This is a genomic window from Mixta tenebrionis (assembly GCF_006517625.1).
Classification (GTDB): Bacteria; Pseudomonadota; Gammaproteobacteria; order Enterobacterales; family Enterobacteriaceae; genus Mixta; species Mixta tenebrionis.
Genome location: NZ_VHQI01000023.1, coordinates 1 through 24,125, shown reverse-complemented (window position 1 = coordinate 24,125; position 24,125 = coordinate 1). Strand labels below are relative to the sequence as shown.

General features: G+C 59.2%; 22 protein-coding genes, 3 tRNA genes, 1 other RNA gene and 1 pseudogene. 13 read left to right on the top strand and 14 right to left on the bottom strand.

Going from position 1 to position 24,125, the window contains the following annotated elements:
* Positions 1-85: pseudogene (locus tag FKM52_RS21055) on the top strand (kinase inhibitor); the annotation flags it as partial.
* A 16-nt stretch (positions 86-101) separates the two neighbouring features.
* On the opposite strand, the gene FKM52_RS21050 reads toward FKM52_RS21055, so the two are convergent.
* Entirely contained in the window at positions 102-845 is a 744-nt protein-coding gene (locus FKM52_RS21050; RefSeq protein ID WP_181407963.1) for an acid phosphatase, read from the bottom strand.
* A gap of 132 nt (positions 846-977) precedes the next feature.
* Entirely contained in the window at positions 978-1,973 is a 996-nt protein-coding gene (gene pgl, locus FKM52_RS21045; RefSeq protein WP_141178063.1) for a 6-phosphogluconolactonase, read from the bottom strand.
* Between the two features lie 140 nt (positions 1,974-2,113).
* Between pgl and FKM52_RS21040 the strand changes: the two genes are divergently transcribed.
* Positions 2,114-2,932, top strand: coding sequence for a pyridoxal phosphatase (locus FKM52_RS21040; protein WP_141178062.1), 819 nt, complete (start codon positions 2,114-2,116; stop codon positions 2,930-2,932).
* A gap of 126 nt (positions 2,933-3,058) precedes the next feature.
* Here FKM52_RS21040 and modC read toward each other — a convergent pair whose 3' ends face one another.
* From modC to FKM52_RS21020, 4 genes are all read right to left on the bottom strand, one after another.
* Entirely contained in the window at positions 3,059-4,120 is a 1,062-nt protein-coding gene (modC, locus tag FKM52_RS21035; RefSeq protein ID WP_141178061.1) for a molybdenum ABC transporter ATP-binding protein ModC, read from the bottom strand.
* Positions 4,120-4,809, bottom strand: coding sequence for a molybdate ABC transporter permease subunit (modB, locus tag FKM52_RS21030; protein ID WP_141178060.1), 690 nt, complete (start codon positions 4,807-4,809; stop codon positions 4,120-4,122). The genes modC and modB overlap by 1 nt, the downstream gene beginning before the upstream one ends.
* Positions 4,809-5,585, bottom strand: coding sequence for a molybdate ABC transporter substrate-binding protein (gene modA / locus FKM52_RS21025; RefSeq protein ID WP_141178059.1), 777 nt, complete (start codon positions 5,583-5,585; stop codon positions 4,809-4,811). Before modA ends, modB begins: the two co-directional genes overlap by 1 nt.
* A 163-nt stretch (positions 5,586-5,748) precedes the next feature.
* A complete protein-coding gene (locus FKM52_RS21020; RefSeq protein WP_141178058.1) occupies positions 5,749-5,904 on the bottom strand; it encodes an AcrZ family multidrug efflux pump-associated protein in 156 nt (51 codons plus the stop codon).
* A 161-nt stretch (positions 5,905-6,065) separates the two neighbouring features.
* On the opposite strand from FKM52_RS21020, the gene modE reads away from it, so the two are divergent.
* The 6 genes from modE to gpmA all read left to right on the top strand — a co-directional run bounded on the left by modE (position 6,066) and on the right by gpmA (position 12,901).
* A complete protein-coding gene (gene modE / locus FKM52_RS21015) occupies positions 6,066-6,848 on the top strand; it encodes a molybdenum-dependent transcriptional regulator (protein WP_141178057.1) in 783 nt (260 codons plus the stop codon).
* Between the two features lie 76 nt (positions 6,849-6,924).
* A complete protein-coding gene (gene modF / locus FKM52_RS21010; RefSeq protein WP_141178056.1) occupies positions 6,925-8,394 on the top strand; it encodes a molybdate ABC transporter ATP-binding protein ModF in 1,470 nt (489 codons plus the stop codon).
* 385 nt (positions 8,395-8,779) lie between these two features.
* Positions 8,780-9,832 carry a galactose-1-phosphate uridylyltransferase gene (gene galT / locus FKM52_RS21005; RefSeq protein WP_141178055.1) on the top strand — a complete coding sequence of 351 codons (1,053 nt, stop codon included), beginning with the start codon at positions 8,780-8,782 and terminating at the stop codon, positions 9,830-9,832.
* A complete protein-coding gene (gene galK / locus FKM52_RS21000) occupies positions 9,829-10,977 on the top strand; it encodes a galactokinase (RefSeq protein WP_141178054.1) in 1,149 nt (382 codons plus the stop codon). Before galT ends, galK begins: the two co-directional genes overlap by 4 nt.
* The gene (gene galM, locus FKM52_RS20995; protein WP_141178053.1) at positions 10,971-12,002 is read left to right on the top strand and encodes a galactose-1-epimerase; all 1,032 of its coding nucleotides are present in this window, start codon (positions 10,971-10,973) and stop codon (positions 12,000-12,002) included. The genes galK and galM overlap by 7 nt, the downstream gene beginning before the upstream one ends.
* 146 nt (positions 12,003-12,148) lie before the next feature.
* Positions 12,149-12,901: a 2,3-diphosphoglycerate-dependent phosphoglycerate mutase gene (gene gpmA, locus FKM52_RS20990; RefSeq protein WP_141178052.1), complete on the top strand. Its 753-nt coding sequence runs from the start codon at positions 12,149-12,151 to the stop codon at positions 12,899-12,901.
* A gap of 78 nt (positions 12,902-12,979) precedes the next feature.
* On the opposite strand, the gene aroG is transcribed toward gpmA, so the two are convergent.
* Positions 12,980-14,032: a 3-deoxy-7-phosphoheptulonate synthase AroG gene (aroG, locus tag FKM52_RS20985; protein WP_141178051.1), complete on the bottom strand. Its 1,053-nt coding sequence runs from the start codon at positions 14,030-14,032 to the stop codon at positions 12,980-12,982.
* Between the two features lie 289 nt (positions 14,033-14,321).
* Here aroG and FKM52_RS20980 point away from each other — a divergent pair, with 289 nt between their 5' ends.
* The 4 genes from FKM52_RS20980 to zitB all read left to right on the top strand — a co-directional run bounded on the left by FKM52_RS20980 (position 14,322) and on the right by zitB (position 19,503).
* Positions 14,322-14,687, top strand: a complete 366-nt coding sequence (locus FKM52_RS20980; RefSeq protein ID WP_141178050.1) for a YbgS-like family protein — start codon at positions 14,322-14,324, stop codon at positions 14,685-14,687.
* Between the two features lie 187 nt (positions 14,688-14,874).
* Positions 14,875-15,468: a response regulator transcription factor gene (locus FKM52_RS20975; protein ID WP_141178049.1), complete on the top strand. Its 594-nt coding sequence runs from the start codon at positions 14,875-14,877 to the stop codon at positions 15,466-15,468.
* The gene (locus FKM52_RS20970; RefSeq protein WP_141178048.1) at positions 15,450-18,593 is read left to right on the top strand and encodes an ATP-binding protein; all 3,144 of its coding nucleotides are present in this window, start codon (positions 15,450-15,452) and stop codon (positions 18,591-18,593) included. The genes FKM52_RS20975 and FKM52_RS20970 overlap by 19 nt, the downstream gene beginning before the upstream one ends.
* On the top strand, positions 18,568-19,503 hold the full coding sequence (zitB, locus tag FKM52_RS20965) for a CDF family zinc transporter ZitB (RefSeq protein WP_141178047.1): 936 nt from the start codon (positions 18,568-18,570) through the stop codon (positions 19,501-19,503). Before FKM52_RS20970 ends, zitB begins: the two co-directional genes overlap by 26 nt.
* A gap of 4 nt (positions 19,504-19,507) precedes the next feature.
* Here zitB and pnuC read toward each other — a convergent pair whose 3' ends face one another.
* The 3 genes from pnuC to FKM52_RS20950 all read right to left on the bottom strand — a co-directional run bounded on the left by pnuC (position 19,508) and on the right by FKM52_RS20950 (position 21,956).
* A complete protein-coding gene (gene pnuC / locus FKM52_RS20960) occupies positions 19,508-20,218 on the bottom strand; it encodes a nicotinamide riboside transporter PnuC (RefSeq protein WP_141178046.1) in 711 nt (236 codons plus the stop codon).
* Positions 20,219-20,240: 22 nt separating this feature from the next.
* Positions 20,241-21,299, bottom strand: a complete 1,059-nt coding sequence (gene nadA, locus FKM52_RS20955) for a quinolinate synthase NadA (RefSeq protein WP_141178045.1) — start codon at positions 21,297-21,299, stop codon at positions 20,241-20,243.
* Between the two features lie 165 nt (positions 21,300-21,464).
* Positions 21,465-21,956 carry a methylated-DNA--[protein]-cysteine S-methyltransferase gene (locus FKM52_RS20950; RefSeq protein ID WP_141178044.1) on the bottom strand — a complete coding sequence of 164 codons (492 nt, stop codon included), beginning with the start codon at positions 21,954-21,956 and terminating at the stop codon, positions 21,465-21,467.
* A gap of 170 nt (positions 21,957-22,126) precedes the next feature.
* Here FKM52_RS20950 and FKM52_RS20945 point away from each other — a divergent pair, with 170 nt between their 5' ends.
* Entirely contained in the window at positions 22,127-23,584 is a 1,458-nt protein-coding gene (locus FKM52_RS20945; protein ID WP_141178043.1) for an AlkA N-terminal domain-containing protein, read from the top strand.
* A 50-nt stretch (positions 23,585-23,634) separates the two neighbouring features.
* Here FKM52_RS20945 and FKM52_RS20940 read toward each other — a convergent pair.
* From FKM52_RS20940 to FKM52_RS20925, 4 genes are all read right to left on the bottom strand, one after another.
* Positions 23,635-23,761: non-coding RNA, RtT sRNA (locus tag FKM52_RS20940), on the bottom strand.
* Between the two features lie 29 nt (positions 23,762-23,790).
* Positions 23,791-23,866 (bottom strand) — tRNA-Lys (locus FKM52_RS20935).
* 2 nt (positions 23,867-23,868) lie between these two features.
* Positions 23,869-23,944: transfer RNA gene (locus FKM52_RS20930), tRNA-Val, on the bottom strand.
* Between the two features lie 44 nt (positions 23,945-23,988).
* Positions 23,989-24,064, bottom strand: a tRNA-Lys gene (locus tag FKM52_RS20925).
* Between the last annotated feature and the right edge of the window lie 61 nt (positions 24,065-24,125).

Genomic DNA, 24,125 nt, shown 5'->3' with positions numbered 1-24,125 from the left:
TGAGAACGCCAGCGGCGCGATGGTGGGCTTTAACGTCCATTTTCATCGCCTCGCCAGCGCCTCCATTACCGTGCTGTACAGCTAACCATCGACGCGGGGCGCTACGGCGCTCCGCCTGCCGCCAGACGCGCAAACTCCGCCTTCGCTTTTTCCATCTGCTGGTTAAATTCCGCACTGGCATGCAGCCTGGCGACCACCGCCGCGGCCATGGTGCGCGCCGCATCAATATCGCTTTGCCAGTGATAGCCGCAAATCACCCGGCTTTCGCCAATCTCCAGCCCGCGCCGCAGAATGTCCTGCTGACGCGCCGGGTTAATTTCCGCCAGCACCAGCGCTAACGCCCAGCCGATGGTGGTGTGCCCTGACGGATAGGAGCCTTCGCCCGCCAGGGTGCTTTCATCTTCCTGACGACAGGTCGGTACGCCGTAGAAAGAGAAAGGCCGAATACGCTGATAGTGCTTTTTCGCGCTGGCGGTAGCCCAGGTGCCGGCATCCTCTTTCATGGTGATCATCAGGCGATAAATTTCCGGCGCCTGCTGCTGCGTCAGCGAGTAGCCAAACGCCGTGCTGAACAGCAAAGGAATATTCTCCGCCTTGACGTTGGCGTCCTGCCAGGCCAGCTTGCCGCGTGCCGTTTTACGCTGCGCCACGCCCCAGTCGTAAAACGCTTTATCGCGCAGAAACTCAACGCTGTCGAAAGCCGGAGGCGGCGGAAGAATCGCAAAACTGTCCGGCGCCTCTGCAGCGGTGAGAAAATGTGGAACCGTCTCCGCCAGCGCGCCGCCAGAAAACAGCAGGCCGGCAGCAAACAGCGGGGAGCAGAATTTTTTTAATAACGGCATTATTGCCTCCTTGTTGTTTTAAACTCGTGGTTAAGACAACGCGGCGGCAGGAAAAAAAAGCGGAAAGCGCAATTGTTTGATCTGAATAGGGTTAACCCGCCGCTCCACGGTAAAAACTGCGAAGCGGCTCAATATTTACAGCGCGTGGATCACTACCCACATCGGCCCCTGGCCAACCGCATAGCGCGCCAGCGGCGTGAGTAAACCGCGTTCGGCGCCGATGCGATAGACTGCGATATGGTGCGATTTCTGCCCGGCGGCAACCAGATATTCGCCGCGGCGATCGATGTTAAAGCCGCGCGGCTGCGTTTCGGTTGGCTGATGGCCTTCCACCTTCAGCAGGGCGCCATCTTCGCTGACGCTGAAAATCGTCAACGTGCTGGAGGTGCGATCGCAGGCGTAAAGATGGCGGCCATCCGGCGTCAGATGAATATCCGCCGCCCAGCGGGTGCCGCTAAAATCGGCGGGCTGCATATCCAGGCTCTGAACGCGCTCAATCTGGCCATGGGCATTATTCAGCTGCCAGACGTCAACGGTGCTGTTCAGTTCATTAACGCAGTAGGCGTATTGCCGGTTGGGATGGAAAACCATATGACGCGGACCTGCGCCCTCAACGGTCGTCAGCTGGCTCTGCTGATGCGGCGTCAGCTTGCCGGCAGCATCGAGGTCGAACAGGCAGATGCGATCCTGCTTAAGCGCAGGCACAAACAGCGTCTGGTTATCGCCGGCGATATTCGCCGAGTGGCAGCCTTCCAGACCGTTCACTACCTGGCCTGGCGCCAGCGGCACGCCGTCGGCGCCGATCGGACTGATGCTGACGCAGGCGTCGTTATAGGAGCCGCAAAACAGAAAGCTGCCGTGCAGATCGGTAGAGATATGGGTCGGACTGCCCGGCAACGGGGCCTGGCCCGCCTCGCTCAGGGTGCCGTCATCCGCAATGCGGTAAGCGATAACGCGAAACTGCGGGCGCACGCCGACATATAAGAAAGGCTGGGAGGGATTCACCACCATCGGCTGTACCTGTCCGGCCACGTCCACCACCTGCAACAGCGTCAGCGCGCCATCGTCGTGCATTTGCCAGACGTGGATCTGCTGGCTTTCCGGGCTGGCGGTATAAACAACTTGCTTCATGAATTCTCCTTATCTCATTACCTGTAATCGTTAACCTGTGGCAAAGGGTAGCGCGTTTTATCTTTGTCCGTCGGATTGTTTATGCTGCGGCGAGCGGTGTAACATCGCTGCTTTGCGAATAATGACTGGCGAAACGACCTATGAGCTATCGCGTAATTGCCCTTGACCTTGACGGCACGCTGCTTACGCCGCGTAAAACCATTCTTCCTGAATCGCTGGCCGCCCTTGCCGAAGCGCAACGCGCCGGAGTAAAGGTGCTGATTGTCACCGGACGCCACCACTGCGCTATCCATCCTTTTTATCAGGCGCTGGCGCTGGATACACCTGCAATCTGCTGTAACGGCGCCTATTTGTATGATTATCAGGCGAAAAAAGCGCTCTGCTCCGATCCGCTGGCGCAGCCGCAGGCGCTGAAAGTGATTGAAATGCTTGAACGCCAGGCAATTCACGGCCTGCTCTACGTCGATGACGCCATGCTCTACCAGACGCCGACCGGTCACGTCGAGCGCTCTCTGCTGTGGGCTGAATCGCTGCCTGAGCATCAGCGCCCGCTGTTTTTGCAGGTGCCGGACCTTGCCGCCGCGGCCCGCGAGGCGCAGGCCATCTGGAAATTCGCGCTCTCTCATCCCGATACGCGCGCCCTGCAGCAGTTTGCCGCCGGGGTTGAGCAACAGCTGGGGCTGGCCTGCGAATGGTCGTGGCACGATCAGGTGGATATCGCGCAGGCGGGCAACAGCAAAGGCAAACGCCTGGCGCAATGGGTGGAATCGCAGGGGCTGGAGATGAAAGAGGTGCTGGCGTTTGGCGATAACTATAACGATCTCAGCATGCTGGAAAACGTCGGCCTGGGCGTGGCGATGGGCAATGCCGATGAGGCGATCAAAGCGCGCGCCGCGCGGGTAATCGGCACTAACCTGGAACCGGGCATAGCCGAAACCATCCGTCGCGAGGTGCTGTAGCCGGCCGTCTGGGCGCTAAAGCTGCCGCCCCGCCCTGCCGGCTACGGCGGCGGTTTTTCCGCCCTGCCGGCTGTCGCACCGCCGGGGCGGATAAGCTGTCACGGCGGCCCCGACGCCCCGGCTTTCTCAGGCAGTGATAGAAACGCTTTTTATCTGCGCGAACAGCCACATGCCTGGTTTAATCGCCAGCTCGTCACGCGCCCAGGGCGTAATACGCGCCCACAGCTCGCTGGCGCCGATACGCAATTTCACTTCTACCTGCTGATTATCCACCTCAATCAGTTCGCTAACCTGCGCCGGCAGTACGTTGCGAATGGTGCTGTTCTGCGGCGGCTGTAACGACAGGGAAACGTCAGAAGACTGGATACGGATGCGCAGCGGCGATTTTATCGGCGCCTCTACGCGGCTGACCCAGATATGCTGATCGCCCAGCGATAGCGCGGTCATCGCATAGTCGGGATGCTGTTCCAGCACCTGCACCCGCAGCACCGTACTCTGCTCGCTGCGCGGCAGCCAGGGACGCAGCGCGCTGCTGCTCCACACCTGCTCCAGCGTGCCCGTCGCCTTTACCTGGCCTTTATCCAGCAGCAATACCCGATCGGCCAGCTGCAGAATCTCATCCAGGCTGTGCGATACGTAAAGAACCGGGATATCCACCTGCTGCGCCAGCTTTTGCAGCCAGGGAAGCAGCTCGCGCTTGCGCGGGATATCAAGCGATGCCAGCGGCTCATCCATCAGCAGGATATCGGGCGCCGTCAGCAGCGCGCGGCCAATCGCTACCCGCTGCTTTTCCCCGCCGGAGAGCGTCCAGGGAAAACGATCCAGCAGATCGTTCAGCCCCAGTAAATTCACCAGCGCATCGAACTGCGCCTGACGGCTTTTCGCCATGCCGTAACGCAAATTGCCGCGCACCCGGTAATGAGGAAAGAGGCGCGCCTCCTGAAAGACATAGCCGACGCCGCGCTTCTCCGGCGGCAGCCAGAGATTTTCTTCCGCATCGCTGAGGGTGCGTCCGTTCAGGCGAATCGATCCCTGCTGCGGCTGCGCCAGCCCGGCGATAGCGTTAATCAATGAGGTTTTTCCGGCGCCGGAGACGCCGAAAACGGCGGTAATGCCTTTGGTCGGCAGCTCGGCGTTCACCTGCAGCAGGCTCTCGCCCTGCCGTAATGTAAAATTAAGCTCCAGCATCAGCCCCCCAGACGCTTACGGCCCCAGCGGGCCAGCCATTCCGACAGCAGCAGCGAAATCAACGCCAGCGCAATAGCGATCAGGCAGAGCCTGGCGGCATTGCTTTCCGCGCCGGGCGTTTCCAGCAGGGTGAACATCGCCAGAGGAATAGTGCGCGTTTCGCCAGGAATATTGGAAACAAAGGTGATGGTGGCGCCGAACTCGCCCAGCGAACGGGCGAATGCCAGCACCGTGCCGGCGATCAGGCCGGGCAGCGTCAGCGGCAGGGTAATGGTGAAAAAAACGCGCCAGCGCCCGGCGCCCAGCGTGCGCGCCGCCTGCTCCAGCTTCGGATCGACCGCCTCCAGCGCCAGCCTGATGGCGCGCACCATCAGCGGCAGCGCCACCACCGCGGCCGCCAGCGCCGCGCCGCGCCAGCTAAAGGCAAAGCTGAAGCCAAACCAGTCATACAGCCAGGCGCCGATCCAGCCGCGCCGCCCCAGCGACAGCAACAGTAAATAGCCCACCACCACCGGCGGCAGCACCAGCGGCAGATGAATCAGGCTATCAAGCAGCGCTTTGCCGCGAAACTGACAGCGGGCCAGCAGCCAGGCGAGAAAAATACCAAAGGGTAAGCTGGCCGCCACTGCCACGGCAGAAACTTTCAGGCTGAGTTCAACAGCCTGCCATTCCACGTCACTCAAGATCATTAGTTAGGGGTAAATCCATATTTTTTAAATATTGCCGCCGCCTCAGGTCCTTTGAGATAGTCGTAAAACGCGCTGACCGCAGGCTGTTGGCGATCCTTGACAATAGCGATCGGGTACTGCACCGGTTTATGGCTGTTTTCCGGAAAATGCCCGACCACCTGTACGTTATGGCTGGCAACGGCGTCGGAGCCGTAGACGATGCCGTAAGGCGTTTCATTACGCTCCACCAGCGCCAGCGCCGCGCGCACGTTGTTGGCGCGCGCCATAACCGGCGACAGCGTATCCCAGGCGCCCAGATTTTGTAAGGCCTCTTTCGCATAAATACCGGCAGGAACATGATCGGGATCGCCTGTTGCGATGCGTTGTCCTTTTAATAAGCTTTTCCAGTCGGTATTTTTGTCAATCCGCACCGGCTGGCTGTGCGCGTCGCTGGGGGCGATCAGCACCAGATCGTTGCCCAGCAGCGTATAGCGTGAAGTGTTTTCAATGCTTTTTTTGTTTGCCGCGTAATCCATCCACTGCTGATCGGCGGAGATAAACAGATCGGCAGGAGCGCCCTGCTCAATCTGACGCGCCAGAGTAGAGGAAGAGGCGTAAGAGGTAACGATTTTAATATCCTGTTCGTTTTTCTCATAGCTGTTGACGATATCCTGCAGCGCGTTGGTCAACGAAGCCGCGGCGAATACGGTCACTTTTTCAGCGGCGCCGGCCGGTCCGCACAGCGACAGCCCGATCGCCAGCGCCATTATGCAATTATTCTTATTAATAGCTGACATACAGTTTCTCCTGGTTACGTTATATAGTGCATACTATAACGAGACGTTGAACGCTGTCATTGGTTTGATCAAATGAAAAAGCGGAAAAAACAAACGGCGGTGAAAAAACAACAGGGCCGATATCAGATCGGCCCTGTTAAAAGGAAGATTAGACGCGCTACGCTTAGTGACGCTGCTTTGCCGCCTGGTCGTTACGGTGACCAAACTTAGAGATCACGTTGAAAACTTCGCCCATGCCATAAATCAGGCCAAGAATGATAGCCATAACGACAGGCACCATAATTACGGCGACGGCAAGGCTTTTTAACAGATCCAGCATAGTTGCCTCATTGATTGCGATAAAAAAACCATTGTATCCGGCATGATAAAAAAGGCACTGTTCTTTTGTGCGCTTTACCTTTCCTGACGCGCTGACTTAACGCCGTGACACCCTGCGCCGCCTCTTTTACAATCGCAGCAAAACAATTTGTGGAGTTAACCATGCAGGCTGATATCTCTCTTATTATTCGACTGCAGCAGCAACTGTTTGCCGATCCGCGGCGGATTAGGCTGCTGCAACAGATTAAAAACACCGGCTCTATCAGCCAGGGCGCGAAACTGGCGGGCATCAGTTATAAAAGCGCGTGGGACGCCATTAATGATATGAATCAGCTGGCGGAGCGCACGCTGGTGGAGCGCGCCACGGGCGGCAAAGGCGGCGGCGGCGCGCAGCTCACCCGCTACGGCGAACGGCTGATTGAGCTGTTTCGGCTGCTGGAGCAGATTCAACAGAAGGCGTTTGATGTATTGCAGGACGATCGTCTGCCGCTTGACAGCCTGCTGGCGGCCATCGCCCGCTTTTCCCTGCAAACCAGCGCGCGCAATCAGCTGTTCGGTACGCTGATACATCGCGATACGGAGCGGGTACAGCAGCAGGTCGAGGTGCTGCTGGCCGATGGCGAGACGCGGCTGAAGGTGGCGCTGACCGAGCAAAGCGCCGATCGTCTGCAGCTCACCGCCGGTAAAGAGGTGCTGCTGCTGATCAAGGCGCCGTGGATTGACGTCAGCCGGGCCTCCTCCGGGGCGGATAACCAGCTCGCCTGCACCATCAGCGCGATTGAACATGGCGAACAGCAGAGCGAGGTGCTGATGACGCTGGCCAGCGGGGAGACGCTGTGCGCCACCCTGAGTAATCAGCGGGTGGAGCAGCAAAATCTCCAGCCGGGCGCCGGGGTAATAGCACATTTTAACGCCGATCGGGTGATTATCGCGACGCTGCTCTGAATCGGCGGCCAGCGTTTGACATCACGGCAGCCAGCCATTAAAACCAGTTTTCACGCTGCAAAAAATGGAATAAAAAATGGCTACGTTGCAAATTTCGCAAGGCACGTTTCGTCTTAGCGATACCAAAGTATTAACGCTTAACCATCTGAACCTGCGCAGCGGCGAAAGCTGGGCCTTTGTCGGCGCCAACGGCAGCGGAAAGTCCGCGCTGGCGCGGGTGCTGGCCGGCGATCTGGCGCCGCTGCAGGGCGTTTTTCACAGCGATTTTACGCGCCCCTCGCTGCTTTCGCTGGAGAAGCTGCAACAGCTGGTTGCCGAAGAGTGGCAGCGTAACAATACCGATCTGCTGAGCGAAGGCGAAGAAGATACCGGCCGGACGGCGGCGCAGATCGTTCAGGATGAGGTTAAAGATGAGGCGCGCTGCCGACAGCTGGCGCAGCAGTTTGGCATTGAAGCCCTGCTGGATCGCCGCTTCAAATACCTTTCTACCGGTGAAACGCGCAAAACGCTGCTGTGCCGGGCGCTAATGGCGCAGCCCGATCTGCTGGTGCTGGATGAACCCTTTGACGGACTCGACGTCGACTCGCGCGCCAGCCTCGCCGCGCTGCTGGCTGCGCTGCATCAGCAGGGCTTTACCCTGGCGCTGGTGCTGAACCGTTTTGACGATATTCCTGCGTTTGTCGATCGCGTGGGCATCCTCGCCGAATGTCATCTGACGCACGTCGGCAGGCGTGATGAGGTGCTGGCGGAGGCGCTGGTCGCCCAGCTGGCCCACAGCGAACAGCTGGCAGGCATGGCGCTGCCGGAGGCGGATAACCCAGGCCAGCAGCCGCGGCTGGCGCCTGATGCGCCGTGCATTCAGCTGAACAACGGCGTGGTGAGCTATAACGACAGGCCGGTACTGCACGGACTGAGCTGGACGGTGCTGCCCGGCCAGCACTGGCAAATTACCGGCCCCAACGGTGCGGGTAAATCGACGCTGCTCAGCCTGGTTACCGGCGATCATCCGCAGGGCTACAGCAATGATTTAACGCTGTTCGGCCGCCGACGCGGCAGCGGCGAAACCATCTGGGAAATCAAGCAGCATATCGGCTACGTCAGCAGCAGCCTGCATCTCGACTATCGCGTGGCGATTAGCGTGCGTAACGTCATTCTTTCCGGCTACTTTGACTCTATTGGGCTTTACCAGGCCGTATCCGATCGCCAGCGCACGCTGGCAAACGGCTGGCTGGCGCTGTTGGGTATGCAACAACTGGCCGATGCGCCGTTTCACAGTCTTTCCTGGGGCCAGCAGCGGCTGGTGCTGATTGCGCGCGCGCTGGTAAAACACCCCGCCCTGCTGATTCTTGATGAGCCGTTACAGGGTCTCGATCCAATTAATCGCCAGCTGGTGCGCCGGTTTGTTGATGTGCTGATCGCGCAAGGAGAGACGCAGCTGCTGTTTGTTTCTCACCATGCGGAAGATGCGCCACAGTGCATTACCCACCGCCTGAGTTTTCTTCCCCAGGGCGAACGCTACGATTATCTTATCGAGACGCTGAGTTAATCTTCCCGGCTCCTGCGCGCGGGGGACTGTTCTCCCGTCCGGCTGCTTTTTATCGCTGCGCTTGCCCCGGCGGCTGCACAAAGCGGCCTGTTCTCCCGCCGGGCTGATTTTATCGCTGCGCTTGCCCGGCCTCTGCACGAGCGGCCTTTTCTTTCCTCGGTGTGGCGTCGCGCTGCGCCGGCTGAGAAACTTTTGTGTAACCGTTACCAAATTAAACGTACAACATTGCCATCCTTTAGCTACCGGTTGCCATTATTGCTGGCAAATAAGATTTTTCAGCTTGTGTAAACGATTCCATTTATCCAGACTGGATCACGCTTTAGCGTTTTACCCTGTGCTATTTTTATTCTGCGATTACCGCTTTAGTCAGCTATCAGGACACACTATGGAAAAATTCAATCCGGTCGATCATCCGCATCGCCGTTACAATCCGCTGACCGATCAGTGGGTACTGGTTTCTCCGCACCGAGCCAAACGCCCCTGGCAGGGCGCGCAGGAGTCGCCTGCCGTACAGCAACTTCCCCAACACGATCCGGATTGTTTTCTTTGTCCAGGCAACACGCGCGTGACCGGCGACAAAAACCCCGATTACACCGGCACCTACGTATTTACCAATGACTTTGCCGCCTTGATGAGCGATACGCCGGAAGCGCCGCACAGCGATGATATGCTGATGCGCTGTGAAAGCGCGCGCGGCACCAGCCGGGTAATCTGCTTTTCGCCGGATCACAGCAAAACGCTGCCGGAGCTGAGCCTGCCGGCGCTGGAGGAAGTTGTGCGCACCTGGCAGGAGCAGACCGCCGATCTGGGACAGCACTATCCCTGGGTGCAGGTATTTGAAAACAAGGGCGCCGCGATGGGCTGCTCGAATCCGCATCCGCACGGCCAGATCTGGGCCAACAGCTTCCTGCCGAATGAGGTTCAGCGCGAAGATATCAACCAGCGCGCTTACTATGACCAGCACGGTTCGCCGCTGTTGCTGGACTATCTGGCGCGCGAGTTGAACGACGGCAGCCGCACGGTAGTGGAAACCGAACGCTGGCTGGCGGTGGTGCCCTGGTGGGCGGTCTGGCCGTTTGAAACGCTGCTGCTGCCGAAAACGCCGGTCAGGCGTCTGGTGGATTTAAACGACGCGCAGCGTAGCGATCTGGCGCTGGCGCTGAAAAAACTGACCAGCCGCTACGATAACCTGTTTCAGTGCTCTTTCCCCTACTCGATGGGCTGGCACGGCGCGCCGTTCAACGGCGAAGAAAACAGCCACTGGCAACTGCACGCCCACTTCTATCCGCCGCTGCTGCGTTCAGCGACGGTGCGCAAATTTATGGTGGGCTATGAAATGCTGGCGGAAACCCAGCGTGATTTAACCGCGGAACAGGCGGCAGAGCGTTTGCGTTCTGTCAGCGACAACCATTTCCGCCAGACGGGAGCTTCAGAATGAATTTAAAAGCGACAACCCAGCAGATTTTCCAGCAGCAGTTTGGCTATCAGCCGACGCATACCGTCCAGGCGCCGGGGCGCGTTAACCTGATTGGCGAACACACCGACTATAACGACGGTTTCGTGCTGCCCTGCGCCATCGATTATCAAACGGTAATCAGCTGCGCGAAGCGTGACGATCGCCAGGTGCGCGTGATCGCCGTCGACTATGACAACCAGCAGGATATTTTCTCGCTCGACCAGCCGATTATGCGTGTGGAAGAGCCGATGTGGGCCAACTATGTGCGCGGCGTGGTAAAACATCTGCAGCAGCGCAGCGACGATTTCAACGGCGTGGATATGGTCATCAGCGGCAATGTGCCGCAGGGCGCCGGGCTTAGCTCCTCCGCCTCGCTGGAAGTCGCAATCGGCACCGTATTTCAGCAGCTTTGGCATCTGCCGCTGGACGGCGCCGACATCGCCGTTAACGGCCAGGAAGCGGAAAACCAGTTTGTCGGCTGCAACTGCGGCATCATGGATCAGCTGATCTCCGCGCTGGGTAAAAAAGATCACGCCATGTTGCTCGACTGCCGCACGCTGGGTACGCGCGCGGTGCCGATGCCGAAAGAGGTGGCGGTGGTGATTATCAACTCTAACTTCCGCCGTAATCTGGTCGGCAGCGAATACAACACCCGCCGCGAACAGTGCGAAACCGGCGCGCGTTTCTTCAGCCAGCCCGCGCTGCGCGATGTGGATATTGAACAGTTCCGCGCCGTTGAACACCAGCTGGACCCACAGGTAGCGAAACGCGTGCGCCATGTGCTGACCGAGAATGCGCGCACGCTCGAAGCCGCCGAGGCGCTGAGCAAAGGCGACCTGAAACGCATGGGCGAGCTGATGGCTGAATCGCACGCCTCGATGCGCGACGATTTTGAAATTACCGTGCCGCCCATCGATCGTCTGGTTGAGATCGTTAAGGCGACCATCGGCGATAAGGGCGGCGTGCGCATGACCGGCGGCGGCTTCGGCGGCTGCGTGGTAGCGTTAATGCCGCAGGATCTGGTGGAGCCGGTAAAAGCAGCAGTAGCCAGCCAGTATGAGGCCGCCACCGGCATCAAGGAGACCTTCTACGTCTGCACGGCATCGGAAGGAGCGGGACAATGCTAAACGAGGCAACCTCGCTGGCGCCCGACGGACAGCCGTGGCGCATCAGCGTGCTGCGCAACCGTCACGGCATGGTGGCTACCTTTATGGACTGGGGCGCGACCTGGCTATCGGCGCGCGTGCCGATGAAGGATGGCAGCGTGCGCGAAGCGCTGCTGGGCTGCGCCACGCCGGCAGACTATCTGAAACAGACGGCTTACCTTGGCGCCGCCGTAGGGCGCTACGCCAACCGCATCGCTAACGCGCGGCTGCAGGAAGCCGGCATTGCGCTGACGCCGAACCAGGGGCCGCACCAGCTGCACGGCGGGCCGGAAGGATTCGATCGTCGCCGCTGGCAGATCGTCAGTCAGAGCGACGAACGCGTTATCTACCGCCTCGATTCTGCCGATGGCGATCAGGGCTATCCCGGTAATCTTATCGCCCAGGTCGAATACCACCTGGATGATAATAACTGCCTCGCCATCCGCTGGGAGGCGCAGGTCGATCGCGCCTGTCCGGTTAATCTGACCAGCCACGCCTATTTCAATCTCGATGCGCATCATGGCGATGCGCGTCAGCATCGCTTGCAGCTTAACGCCGATCGCTATTTGCCGGTCGACAGCGAAGGTATTCCGCGCGCGCCGCTGCAGGAGGTGGAAAACAGCGGTTTCGACTTCCGCACGGCGAAAAGCATCGGACGCGACTTTTTACAGGATGAGGATCAGCGCCTGGTGCAGGGCTACGATCACGCCTTTTTGCTCAATAGTTCCGGGACGGATCGCCCCGCCGCCCAGCTCTGGTCAGCAGACAGCAAGCTGAAGCTGACGGTAGCAACCTCCGCCCCGGCGCTGCAGTTTTACAGCGGCAATTACCTTGACGGTACGCCCGCGCGCGATAGCGGCAGCTATACTGCATTTCAGGGCATCGCGCTGGAAAGCGAGTTTCTTCCCGACTCGCCCAACCATCCTGAGTGGCCGCAGCCCAGCTGTTGGTTACAACCCGGCAAAACCTGGCAAAGTGTTACTCGCTATACGTTAACGGCGGAATAACATCAGGTTGAAAAACGCGCACTGCGCAGGCGCAACACTTACGCCGTGCGCAGAATTCCGCTATGTTAGGGCACTATCGTTTGCCGTACCGCGCGCGGCGGCAATATAATGGTTTCATTATCATACGAGCGTTAAGGAGTTAAGCTATGGCTGTAACTAAGCTGGTTCTGGTGCGCCACGGCGAAAGCCAGTGGAACAACGAAAACCGCTTCACCGGATGGTACGATGTCGACCTGTCCGATAAAGGGCGCGGAGAAGCGAAAGCAGCAGGTCAGCTGCTGAAAAAAGAAGGTTTCACCTTCGATTTCGCCTACACCTCTGTACTGAAGCGCGCTATCCACACCCTGTGGAATATTCTCGACGAGCTGGATCAAGCCTGGCTGCCGGTAGAAAAATCCTGGCGTCTGAACGAGCGTCACTACGGTGCGCTGCAGGGTCTGAACAAAGCGGAAACCGCTGAAAAATATGGCGACGAGCAGGTGAAACAGTGGCGCCGCGGCTTTGCCGTCACGCCGCCGGAACTGGATCGCAGCGATGAACGTTTTCCAGGTCACGATCCGCGCTATGCGCAGCTGACCGCGGAACAGCTGCCGACCACCGAAAGCCTGGCGCTGACCATCGAACGCGTTATCCCTTACTGGAATGAATCTATTCTGCCGCGCCTGAAAAGCGGTGAGAAAGTGATTATCGCCGCTCACGGCAACTCCCTGCGCGCGCTGGTAAAATACCTGGATAACATGAGCGAAGAAGAGATCCTCGAACTGAACATCCCAACCGGCGTACCGCTGGTGTATGAGTTCGATGAAAACTTCAAGCCGATCAAACACTACTATCTGGGCGACGCTGAAGAAATCGCAGCGAAAGCCGCAGCGGTAGCGAATCAGGGCAAAGCGAAGTAATTCGCGCTGCAGAAAAAACCCGCCGGCCGGCGGGTTTTTTTATGGGCGCCGCTTAGCGCCCGCTGAGGCGGTTCGCCATTAGCCGCGACGCGCTTTCACCGCCGCCGCCAGCTGACGCAGCACTTTTTCCGTATCTTCCCAGCCGATGCAGGCGTCGGTAATACTTTTGCCATACACCAGCGGCTCGCCGCTTTCGAGGCTCTGGTTGCCTTCCACCAGATGGCTTTCAATCATTACGCCCATAATGGCCTGCTCGCCGCCGCCGATCTGCTGCGCAACGTCGTCAGCCACCACCATCTGCCGCTGGAACTGTTTGCTGCTGTTGGCGTGGCTGAAATCGATCATCACCTGAGCAGGCAGGCCCGCTTTCTCCAGGCCGCTTTTCACTTCAGCGACGTGGTGCGCGCTGTAGTTCGGCTCTTTGCCGCCGCGCAGGATAATATGGCAGTCGCCGTTGCCGCTGGTTTCCACAATCGCGGAATGACCATATTTGGTGACGGAGAGGAAGCAGTGCGGCGAACCGGCGGCGTTAATGGCGTCAATCGCCACCTTGATGGTGCCGTCAGTGCCGTTTTTAAAGCCGACCGGGCAGGAAAGCCCTGAGGCCAGTTCACGATGCACCTGAGATTCCGTAGTACGCGCGCCGATTGCGCCCCAGCTCATCAGATCGGCCAGGTACTGCGGGGTGATCATATCCAGAAACTCGCCCGCCGTCGGCAGGCCGCTGTCGTTAATTTCCAGCAGCAGCTGACGCGCGATGCGCAGGCCGTCGTTAATCTGGAAACTGCCGTCCATCAGCGGATCGTTAATCAGCCCTTTCCAGCCCACGGTAGTGCGCGGTTTTTCAAAATAGACGCGCATCACGATTTCCAGCTCGCCGCTCAGCGCGTCGCGCATCGCCAGCAAACGCGCAGCATATTCTTTCGCCGCCGCCACATCGTGAATCGAACAGGGCCCGATAATCACCAGCAGCCGGTCATCTTTATTTTTCAGAATTTTGTGGATCGCCTGACGCGAAGCGGCAACGGTGGCGGCCGCTTTTTCCGTCGCCGGGAATTTCTCCAGCAGCGCAACCGGGGGTAAAAGTTCTTTTATCTCTTTGATTCTTAAATCATCATTCTGGTAATTCATAAGCTATCCGTTTAATTTTTTTTTCGGGCGCAGCGGGCACCGTCTGTCCAATTTATCCCTTCAATACCGCGCTGTAAATCGACTTTCCGTCGCCGCCGCGCGCCGGTGATTTGCGTTTCTTTGGTTCCTTACTACACTTTTAATCGTTAGTTCTTGAAAATTTATTATTTACACAACAAGTTTTCGCCGGAAGTTGATCTGGCGGGATATTATCTTGCCGCAAGAAAAGAACAGCTTCTAAAGCCCTGGTGAATATCATCAGTAACTGGCAGTAATTAACGGGAGTATCATGATGAATAAGATTGCAATTGCAGTCCTGACAGCAGCAATGACACTCGGCAGCGGCGCGGCGCTGGCGGCGCAGGGCAATAACGGCACCGCTAACCAGGCGGCGGACGCAGGCGCGGTAGCGCCGGGGGCGAAAGAGAATCTGCCGCCGAATAATGTTGATAATAATGATATTAATACCGGCTCCAGCAATATTAGCGGCAGCGGCACCAGTACGCCAACCGCGGGCAGCAACGGTATGAGCGCCGATCAAATGGATAAAAACGCGCAGTGCAAGGATGGCAAATGCCCAAACATTAATGAAAAAGTACAGACCCAGCAGGGCGGCGGCGATGTCGATCGTAAAACCGACGGCACCACGCAATAATTAATAGCGCAGCGCATTCATCTGCAAAATAACAAGAGGGCCGCGGCTCTCTTTTATTTTATTTCCCCGTTATGCTTTACCCGCTTATATTAATCTGTAGGCGGCCTTGCCGCCCGCCGTTGGGCCGATGATTACTTCACCTCATTTTTCCGCTATTCTGCAATCCCTGAAATAACAAAGCAAAACTATGGCTCATCTGTTACTGATTGACGATCACCCGCTGGTACAGGTTGCGCTGGAGGCGGCGCTGGCGAAGGCGCCGATTCCACTCAGCCTGAGCGCCGTAGAGAATGAACAGGCGGCCTGCCAGCTGCTGCAACAGCGCTGCGTGCAGCTGGTTATCCTCGATATCAGCCTGCCGGAGAGCGATGGGCTGGAGCTGCTCAAGCTGCTGAAGCGCCGCTTTCCCGCGCTGCCTGTTCTGATCTACTCCGCGCAGAGCGAGCGCCTCTATATGCAGCTGGCGCAGGCCGCGGGCGCGGCGGGCTACGTAATAAAAAGTCAGAGCATGCCGCAGCTGTTAAGCGCCATTCTTGCGGTGCTGGGCGGTCAGACGGTTTTTCCGGCGGAGCTGGCCGCGGCCGCAAGCGGCGGCCTGCCGCTGACCAGCAAAGAACAACAGGTACTCTCTCTGCTGGTGCGCGGTTTTTCCAATCTGCAAATTGCGCAGCAGCTGCATATCAGCAATAAAACCGTCAGTACCCATAAGAAAAATATTCTGGTGAAAACCGGCGCCAGCTCCGTAGTGGATCTCGCCGCGCTATGGAAAGCCCAGCATTGATGCGCCTGCTGCTACTGCTGCTGGCGCTGCTGTTCAGCCTTCCCGGACACGCCGACTGGCGCGCGGTCAGCAGTATGCCGCTGCCGCAGGAGCTAATGATGCCGGGCGGCGAATCGCTGCCGCTGCAGGGCAAAACGCTACGGGTCGGCGTGCTGCAGACCAGCAGCGCGCCGTGGAATATGTTTGTCGGCCAGGATCTGTACGGCATCAACGCCGATTATCTGGTAGCGCTCGCTAATCTCACCGGCGCACGCTTTATTATCGCCCGCTATCCCGACGCCGCCGCGCTGCTGAGCGCGCTGCGCGCGGGCAAGGCTGACGTCGCCTTTGGCGTATCGCAGCCGCCGTCAGCTGCCGATCTCTACGCCACCCGCGCCTGGTACACCACGCCGCTGCGCATCTACCGCAGCCGCCAGAACCGACGCCCAGTGATGTTCAATTCCCAGGATGCGCGCATCGCCGTCAGCGCCGCCACGCTACAGCAGGTAACGCCTGAATTTGTGCGCCGCCATCGCTGGGAGAGCTACAGCAGCGATCTGCAGGCGCTTTACACGCTGCTTAATCAGCAAAATGACTATGTGGTGGCGGATGAAACCAGCGCGGGCTTTTTGCTTAGTCAGCTACAGCAGGGGCAGATTTATCAAATCGCTTCGCCGCTCGATCCCGGCGAGCTGAGCCTGTATGCCGTGACTGCGCAGGCTGCGCTGCGCGATGCGCTCAACCTGGCGATTCGCCAGCTTCCGGTAGAAGTGGTAAACGGCATCCAGGGGCGCTGGAGCACCCAGCTGCCGCGCTATCTTGATACCAATACGCTGCACCTGACCGCAATGGAGAAAGCGTGGCTACACCAGCATCCTCAGGTGATCTACAGCGCGCTGGCGGATAACTACCCCTGGAGCTACCGCAGCGCCGGCGGCGAAGCGCGCGGCTACAGCGTCGACCTGCTGAACGCCATCGGGCAAAGCACCGGCCTGCGCTTTAAACCGCTGTGGGCCAACAATCCGCAGCAGGCGCAGCAGCAGGTCGCCGCCGGGCTGGCGCAGATTGAACTGGTGCAGCCGATTTCCGGCAACGGCGACGCGGAAAACAGCACCCTGCCGGTCTGGCGGGCGCTGTGGGGCGTTTATCTGCGCGGACCGACTTCCGGCATCACGCGCTGGCAGGATTTGCAGGGGCTGCGCATCGGCATCCGCCGCGGCGATCTGGCGCAGCAGCTGATTCCGCCAGAGCTGAAGGCGCAGCCGTTTAACGACAGCCAGACGCTTTACGCGGCGCTGGCGAACGGACAGATCGATGCGCTGGTGGATAACGTACTTTCGGCGCGCTGGATGATTCAGAGCCGCTACAGCGAGGCCATCCATTTCGCCTTCGCCGCCAGCGATACCGCCTGGCCGATCGCCATCGGCGTCAGCGCGCAGCAGCCGCTGCTGCGCGCCATTCTCGATAAAGGGCTTCAGCAAATCCCGCCCGATACGCAGCAGCGTATGCGCGACGCCTGGAGTAATGAGAATCAGCCGGACAACGGCGCTGGCGGGCCGGCAACGCCGCTGCTGTTCACCCTGGCGGCCATTGCGCTGGCGGCGATTGCACTGCTGCTGGCGCTGCTAATCCGCCGCTGGCGTCAGCAGCGTCAGGAAGCGCGGCAGCGACGGCGGCTTGAACAGGAACGCGAGGCGGCGCAGCGCGCCAACCGTATGAAAAGCCAGTTTCTTGCCAGCGTCAGCCACGAACTCAGGACGCCGATGCAGGCGATTCTCGGTCTGCTGGAGCTGGAGCTGGCGCGTCGCCCGCAGCTGGAGAGCCTCGCCCTGATCCACAGCAGCGCCACCGCGCTGATGACGCTGCTGAACGATCTGCAGGATCACTCGCGCATTGAAAACCAGACTTTCAGCCTGCAGCCAGCGCCGCTGGATCTGGCGCAGTGGCTGCACGACGTTGAGCGTTTCTGGACGCCGCTAATGCGCCCGGATGGCCCGAGCTTTAGCGTGGAGGCGCTGACTCCCCTGCCGCGCGCGGTTCTGCTGGACGGCGGACGTTTACAGCAGATCGCCACTAACCTTATCAGCAACGCGGTGAAATTTACCGCTCAGGGCGCCATTACCCTGACGCTGGCCGCCAGCGACGATAGCCTTACGCTGCGCGTTACCGACAGCGGCAGCGGCATCCCGCCAGAGGAACAGGCACGGCTGTTTGAGCCATGGTATCAGACGCCATCCGGACGCGCCCGCTCCGTGCAGGGCAGCGGCCTGGGTCTCTCGATCTGCCGGGAGATCGCGTTGCGCATGGGCGGCGATATTCAACTACGCTCGGCGCCGGGTAAAGGCACTGTGGTAACGCTGACGCTGCCGCTGCGCCTGGCCGCGGAGAGGCCGCCCGCCAGCGCGCAGGCCGATATGCCTCCGCTGCCCTCACGCCTGCGCGTGGCGGTTGTCGACGATCATCCTACCAACCTGTTAGTAATAGAGCAGCAGCTGAGCTGGCTTGGCGTAAAGGCGCAGACATTCGCTGACGGACGTGCGCTGTTGCAGGCGGCGGCGGCGACGCATTTCGATATCATTTTCATCGATTACAATATGCCGCATCCCGATGGCCCGACGGTGGCGCGCATATTGCGCCGCCGTGAGCGACACGCCGCCCGGCGCGCCCGGCTGATCTACTGTAGCGCCGATGCTCAGCTGCCACAGCAGACGCAGGCGTGGCGCGATGCGGATGAGGTAATGATTAAACCGGTCGGGCTGCACGCCCTGCGCGCTGCGCTGGCGACGTCTGCGGCGCCCGATACGCTGACGGATTTGGATCGACAGCTGTGGCAGCTCGCCAGCCGGGAAGCGACGTTTTTACCGGCGGTTATCGCCACGTTGCGCAAAACTCTGCAGGAGGATAGCCGCGCGATTCAGCAGGCGCTGGCGCAGCAGCAGTGGCAGGCGCTGGCGAAGCGAGCGCACCGCATGAAAGGCAGCTGGCTGCTGCTGGGCATCGACGAAGGCGAGCAGCTTTGTCAGCGGCTGGGCGAACAGGCGCAGGCGCACGATGTCTGTAATGATACCGTTAATTTACTGTTATTATTAACCGGAAATTTATTAGCCAGGCTGGAAAATTATGACGCATCAACATTCGCACCCTGAACATGACGGCAACCGCGCCCGGCTGCGCGCCGCCTTTATCGTCACCGCCCTGTTTATGCTGGCGGAAGTGGCAGGCGGCCTGCTTTCCGGCTCGCTGGCGCTGCTGGCGGACGCGGGACATATGCTGACCGATGCGGCGGCGCTGCTGATGGCGCTGCTGGCGGTACAGTTTGCGCAACGCAAGCCTAACGCCAGTCACACCTTCGGCTGGCTGCGCCTGACCACGCTGGCGGCGTTTGTTAACGCCATCGCCCTGCTGGTGATTACCGTATTAATTGTCTGGGAGGCGGTACGCCGCTTTTACCAGCCGCAGCCGGTAGCAAGCGGTCTGATGCTGGTCATCGCCGTCGCCGGGCTGCTGGCGAACCTGCTTTCTTTCTGGCTGCTGCATCGCGGCAGCGGTGAAAGCAACCTTAACGTACGCGCCGCCGCGCTGCATGTGCTGGGCGATCTGCTGGGTTCGGTTGGCGCCATAGCCGCCGCGCTGATTATCATGTTTACCGGCTGGACGCCCATCGATCCGATTCTGTCGATGCTGGTTTCCGCGCTGGTGCTGCGCAGCGCCTGGGCGCTGATGAAAGAGAGCCTGCACGAGCTACTGGAAGGGGCGCCGGCGGCGATTGATTGTGAAAAGCTGCAGCGCGATCTGACGTTGAATATTCCTGAGGTACGCAACGTGCATCATGTACATCTGTGGCAGGTGGGCGAAAAGCCAGTCGTCACCCTGCACGTTCATGTCGTGCCGCCCTACGATCATGACGCGCTGTTGCAGCGTATCCATCACTATTTACACCAGCATTATCAGATCGATCACGCTACGGTACAGATGGAGTACCAGCGCTGCGCAGGAGAAGATTGTGGGCTGACGCTGGGCGCGCCACAGCACGCCCACCATCATCACCATCATTGATCGATCAGGCGCGCGCCTTCTGCCGGCGCGCGCTGTTAATCCATAGCCAGCTGCCGTTCACGGCAATCAGCGTCAGCAGCAGATATTCCAGCGCCATGGCATATACGCCCTGACGGGCAAAAATCCAGACGCTGATAACATCAATCACCACCCACAGCAGCCAGTTTTCCACATACTTGCGCGTCATCAGGATCATCGCCACAATCGACAGTACCATCATGGTCGAATCCCAGAACGGAAAAGCATCGGGCTGCAGCTGCGGCATCGTTACCTGCAGGCCAACCGCCTGCATCAGCACCACCGCCAGTCGGGTGAGAAAGGCAAAAACCGGATCGATCCAGAAGGTCATCAGCGCAATCGCCAGCAGGCTGCCCGCGCCCCAGGCGATCGCCTTACGGCGCGGCAGCCAGCGTATCTGCAATGCCGCCTGATTATCGTTGCTCTGACGGCTCCAGGCATACCAGCCGTAAAGGTTGGCGCCAAAAAAGAACAGCTGCAGCAGCAGGCTGGCATAGAGCTGGATCTGAAAAAAAATCATCGCAAACAGCGTGACGTTAATTAATCCAAACAGATAGTTAATGATTTTTTCTTTACTGGCCAGCCAGATGCAAAGCAGGCCAGCCAGCGTGCCTACGGCCTCAATCCATGAGAGATCGTAGCCGCCCGTACCCAGCGGGATATGAACCAGGATATTTTGCGTGCTGAAAAATTCCATATTAGCGCCCTGGAGTAAGCCCTCAGGCATTACCCTTTACGTTGAGTTTGAGATCCGCAGCAAAAGAGAGCATGCGATTCAGCGGCGTCAGCGCGCGCTGGCGCAGTTCGTCAGCGACATCAACCTCATGCGCCTCCCCGCCCTGCTGCAGGCTCTGTGCAATCGCCTGCAGGCCGTTCATCGCCATCCATGGACAGTGCGCGCAGCTGCGGCAGGTTGCCCCTTCACCAGCGGTGGGCGCCTCAAGCAAGATTTTTTCCGGCACCGCCTGCTGCATTTTATAAAAAATGCCGCGATCGGTGGCGACAATCATGTGCGAATGCGGCAAAGTTTTCGCCGCCTGGATCAGCTGGCTGGTAGAACCAACCGCATCGGCTAAATCCACTACCGCCTGCGGCGATTCAGGGTGTACCAGCACCGCCGCCTGCGGGTAAAGCGCTTTCATTTGCCGCAGCGCCTGGGTTTTAAATTCATCGTGAACGATGCAGGCGCCCTGCCAGCAAAGCACGTCCGCTCCGGTTTGCTGCTGCACGTAGCGTCCCAGATGACGATCCGGCGCCCAGAGAATTTTTTCTCCCAGGCTATCAAGATGCTCAATCAGCTCAACGGCAATGCTGGAGGTCACCACCCAGTCGGCGCGCGCCTTTACCGCGGCGGAAGTGTTAGCATAGACCACCACGGTACGATCGGGATGGCTGGCGCAGAAGGCGTCAAAAGCCTCAATCGGGCAGCCGAGATCGAGCGAGCACTCCGCCTGCAGCGTCGGCATCAGAATGGTTTTTTCCGGACTGAGGATTTTCGCCGTTTCCCCCATAAAGCGCACGCCTGCGACCAGCAGCGTCGAGGCGGAATGGGCGCTGCCAAAACGCGCCATCTCCAGCGAGTCGGCGACGCAGCCGCCCGTCTCCTCCGCCAGCGCCTGAATTTCCGGATCGGTATAGTAATGCGCCACCATAACCGCATCGCGTTCGCGCAGCAGCCGCCGGATATTATCACGGTAAGCCTGTTTTTCATCTGCCGTCAGGCGGGCAGGCTTGGGCGGAAAAGGATAAAAATTATCGGTATCGGGCAACAGGCTCATTAAGGCGTTCTCGTTTTATTAACTTAACTTATTCGGCTATTTTAGCGCTAATTAGCGCGATGAAAGCAACATCAGTTTTGTATGCTAAACAAGATAATGGAAAACGCGTGCGCTGTCGCTAATTTTACGCCGCGCGTGCGCCTCACCGCCGCACGCTACGGTTTTTTACAGGCTCAGCAGATCGGACTTCTCAATAGCCAGCAGAAAGGCTTTTGCTTCCAGGCCGCCAGCAAAGCCGGTGAGCTTGCCGTTGGTGCCGATAACGCGATGGCAGGGAGCAATGATGGAAATCGGATTGCGCCCGTTAGCGGCGCCTACCGCTCTGACCGCAGCAGGATGGCCGATCGCGCGCGCAATATCGGCGTAGCTGCGCGTTTCGCCATAGGGAATCGCGACCAGCGCCTGCCACACTTTTTTCTGAAACTCGGTGCCGACAAAATCGAGCGGCAGGGTAAACTGCTTAAGCTCACCGGCAAAATAGGCGTTTAGCTGGCGCTCCGTTTCCAGCAGCAGCGGGTGCTGCGGATCTTCAGTAATCGGCGCCAGCCTGATGCGTGCCATTTCCTTTTGCCACAGCACTGCCGCCAGGCCGCGATCGCTGGCCAACAGCGTAAGCTCGCCTACCGGCGAAGCCATTTTTTTGCTGTAGTAGCTCATTTTCTCCTCCTGTTTTATCTCATCGACTTGCGCATTATCGCGCATTTTACGCCGGTTACCGGCTGTTTTCGGTCAGCAGAATAAAAAAACCGGCCGTCCGAAAACGGCGAGTTTTATACTCAAAGCGGGCGTAGAGTGAAACAGAATCCCCAGCTGCGGAGCGGAAAAGTATGATTAACGGCGATATCGCCTGGCAGGCGTTAACTTCAAGGGATGCGCGTTTTGACGGCGTATTTTTCGTCGGCGTAACCTCAACCGGCATTTACTGTCGCCCGGTCTGTCCGGTCAGGGCGCCACGCCGCGAAAACTGCCGTTTTTTCACCAGCGCGGAAGCGGCGGAAAAAGCCGCTTTTCGCCCCTGCCTGCGCTGCCGCCCGGAGCTGGCCCCCGGCAACGCGCCGGTGGACAGCGCGCACCGCATTACTGATTTGCTGCTGCGACGCATCGATGAGGGCCAGCTTGACGCCACCGACAGCCTGGAAGAGGTAGCCGCCTGGTTTCACCTCAGCCTGCGTCAGCTAAGACGCATCGTGCAGCAGGAGCTGGGCGTATCGCCGTTGGAGCTGAAACAGACGCGACGTCTGCTGCTGGCTAAACAGCTGCTTACCGAAACGCGCCTGCCGGTCACTGAAGTTGCCTTCGCCAGCGGCTTCAGCAGCCTGCGACGCTTCAACGATCTTTTTAGCCAGCGCTACCGGATGCCGCCCAGCCGCCTGCGCAAGCTGGCAAGCGGCGAAACCGCTGCCGATCTCAGCGGTTCGTCCACGCTGCTGCTCAGCTACCGTCCCCCCTACGACTGGCAGGCGATGCTTGATTTCCTGCGCCTGCGCGCGCTGAAAAATGTGGAATCGGTTGATGAGGAGGGCTATATGCGCACCGTGCAGCTGGGGCGCTACCGCGGCTGGATTCGCGTTACCCACGCCGCAGACAAACCGGCGCTGCAGGTGGAATTTTCCCACACGCTTAACGGCGCCCTGCCCGCACTGCTGCGCCGCTTGCGCAACCTGTTCGATCTGGATGCGCATCCCCAATGTATTGACGATCGTCTGCGTGAGGATCCGTTACTGATGGAGAGCTTCAAGCGTAACCCTGGCCTGCGCGTGCCCGGCGCCTTTGATGGTTTTGAGATGACGGTGCGCGCGGTGCTCGGCCAGCAGATCACCGTCAAAGCGGCGACGACGCTGGGCGGACGCTTTGCCAGCGCCTTTGGCGAGGAGGCGGAAACGCCCTTTGCCGAACTGACCCGTCTGGCTCCTCAGCCGTCACGCGTAGCCAGCGCGACGGTTGACGAGATCGCCAGCCTGGGGATTGTGAGCGCCCGCGCTCGCTCTATTCTGGCGCTGGCCGCCGCCTGCAACGAGGGCGAGCTACAGCTGGAGGCCAGCGCCAATCCTGAAGAGATGATGCAGCGCCTGCGTCAGCTGCCAGGCATTGGTGAATGGACCGCCTCTTATATCGCCATGCGCGCGCTGCGCTGGCCGGATGCCTTTCCCGCCGGGGATATCGCGATCAGGAATAATCTGGGCGGCATCAGCGCCAGGCAGGCGGAAGCGCGCTCTGCGCAGTGGCGTCCCTGGCGCAGCTATGCGGTGATGCATATCTGGAAAAATTTAAATATGAAGAAATAGTATGCCGATTCGGCATAGCAAAAAGGCGCCTTTAGGGCGCCTTTCTACACTGGTGGGTCGTGCAGGATGACTCGGCTCACGCCTCGCCCTGCGGGCCGCTGCCAGAGGCAACGTTGTCTCGCCTGCGCTCGACCCGAACCTGCTGCAGGTTCTCATCCTGCCGATTCGGCATAGCAAAAAGGCGCCTTTAGGGCGCCTTTCTACACTGGTGGGTCGTGCAGGATTCGAACCTGCGACCAATTGATTAAAAGTCAACTGCTCTACCAACTGAGCTAACGACCCGATGGTGGGTGATGACGGGCTCGAACCGCCGCCCCCCTCCTTGTAAGGGAGGTGCTCTACCAACTGAGCTAATCACCCGCAATGCGGTACTGTTTTCGGTTTACACCGGATACTGCTTTAAATGGTGGGTCGTGCAGGATTCGAACCTGCGACCAATTGATTAAAAGTCAACTGCTCTACCAACTGAGCTAACGACCCGCAATGCGGTACTGCTTACTACGTCTGACGCCGGATACGGCTTTAAACTGGCGGGGCGTGC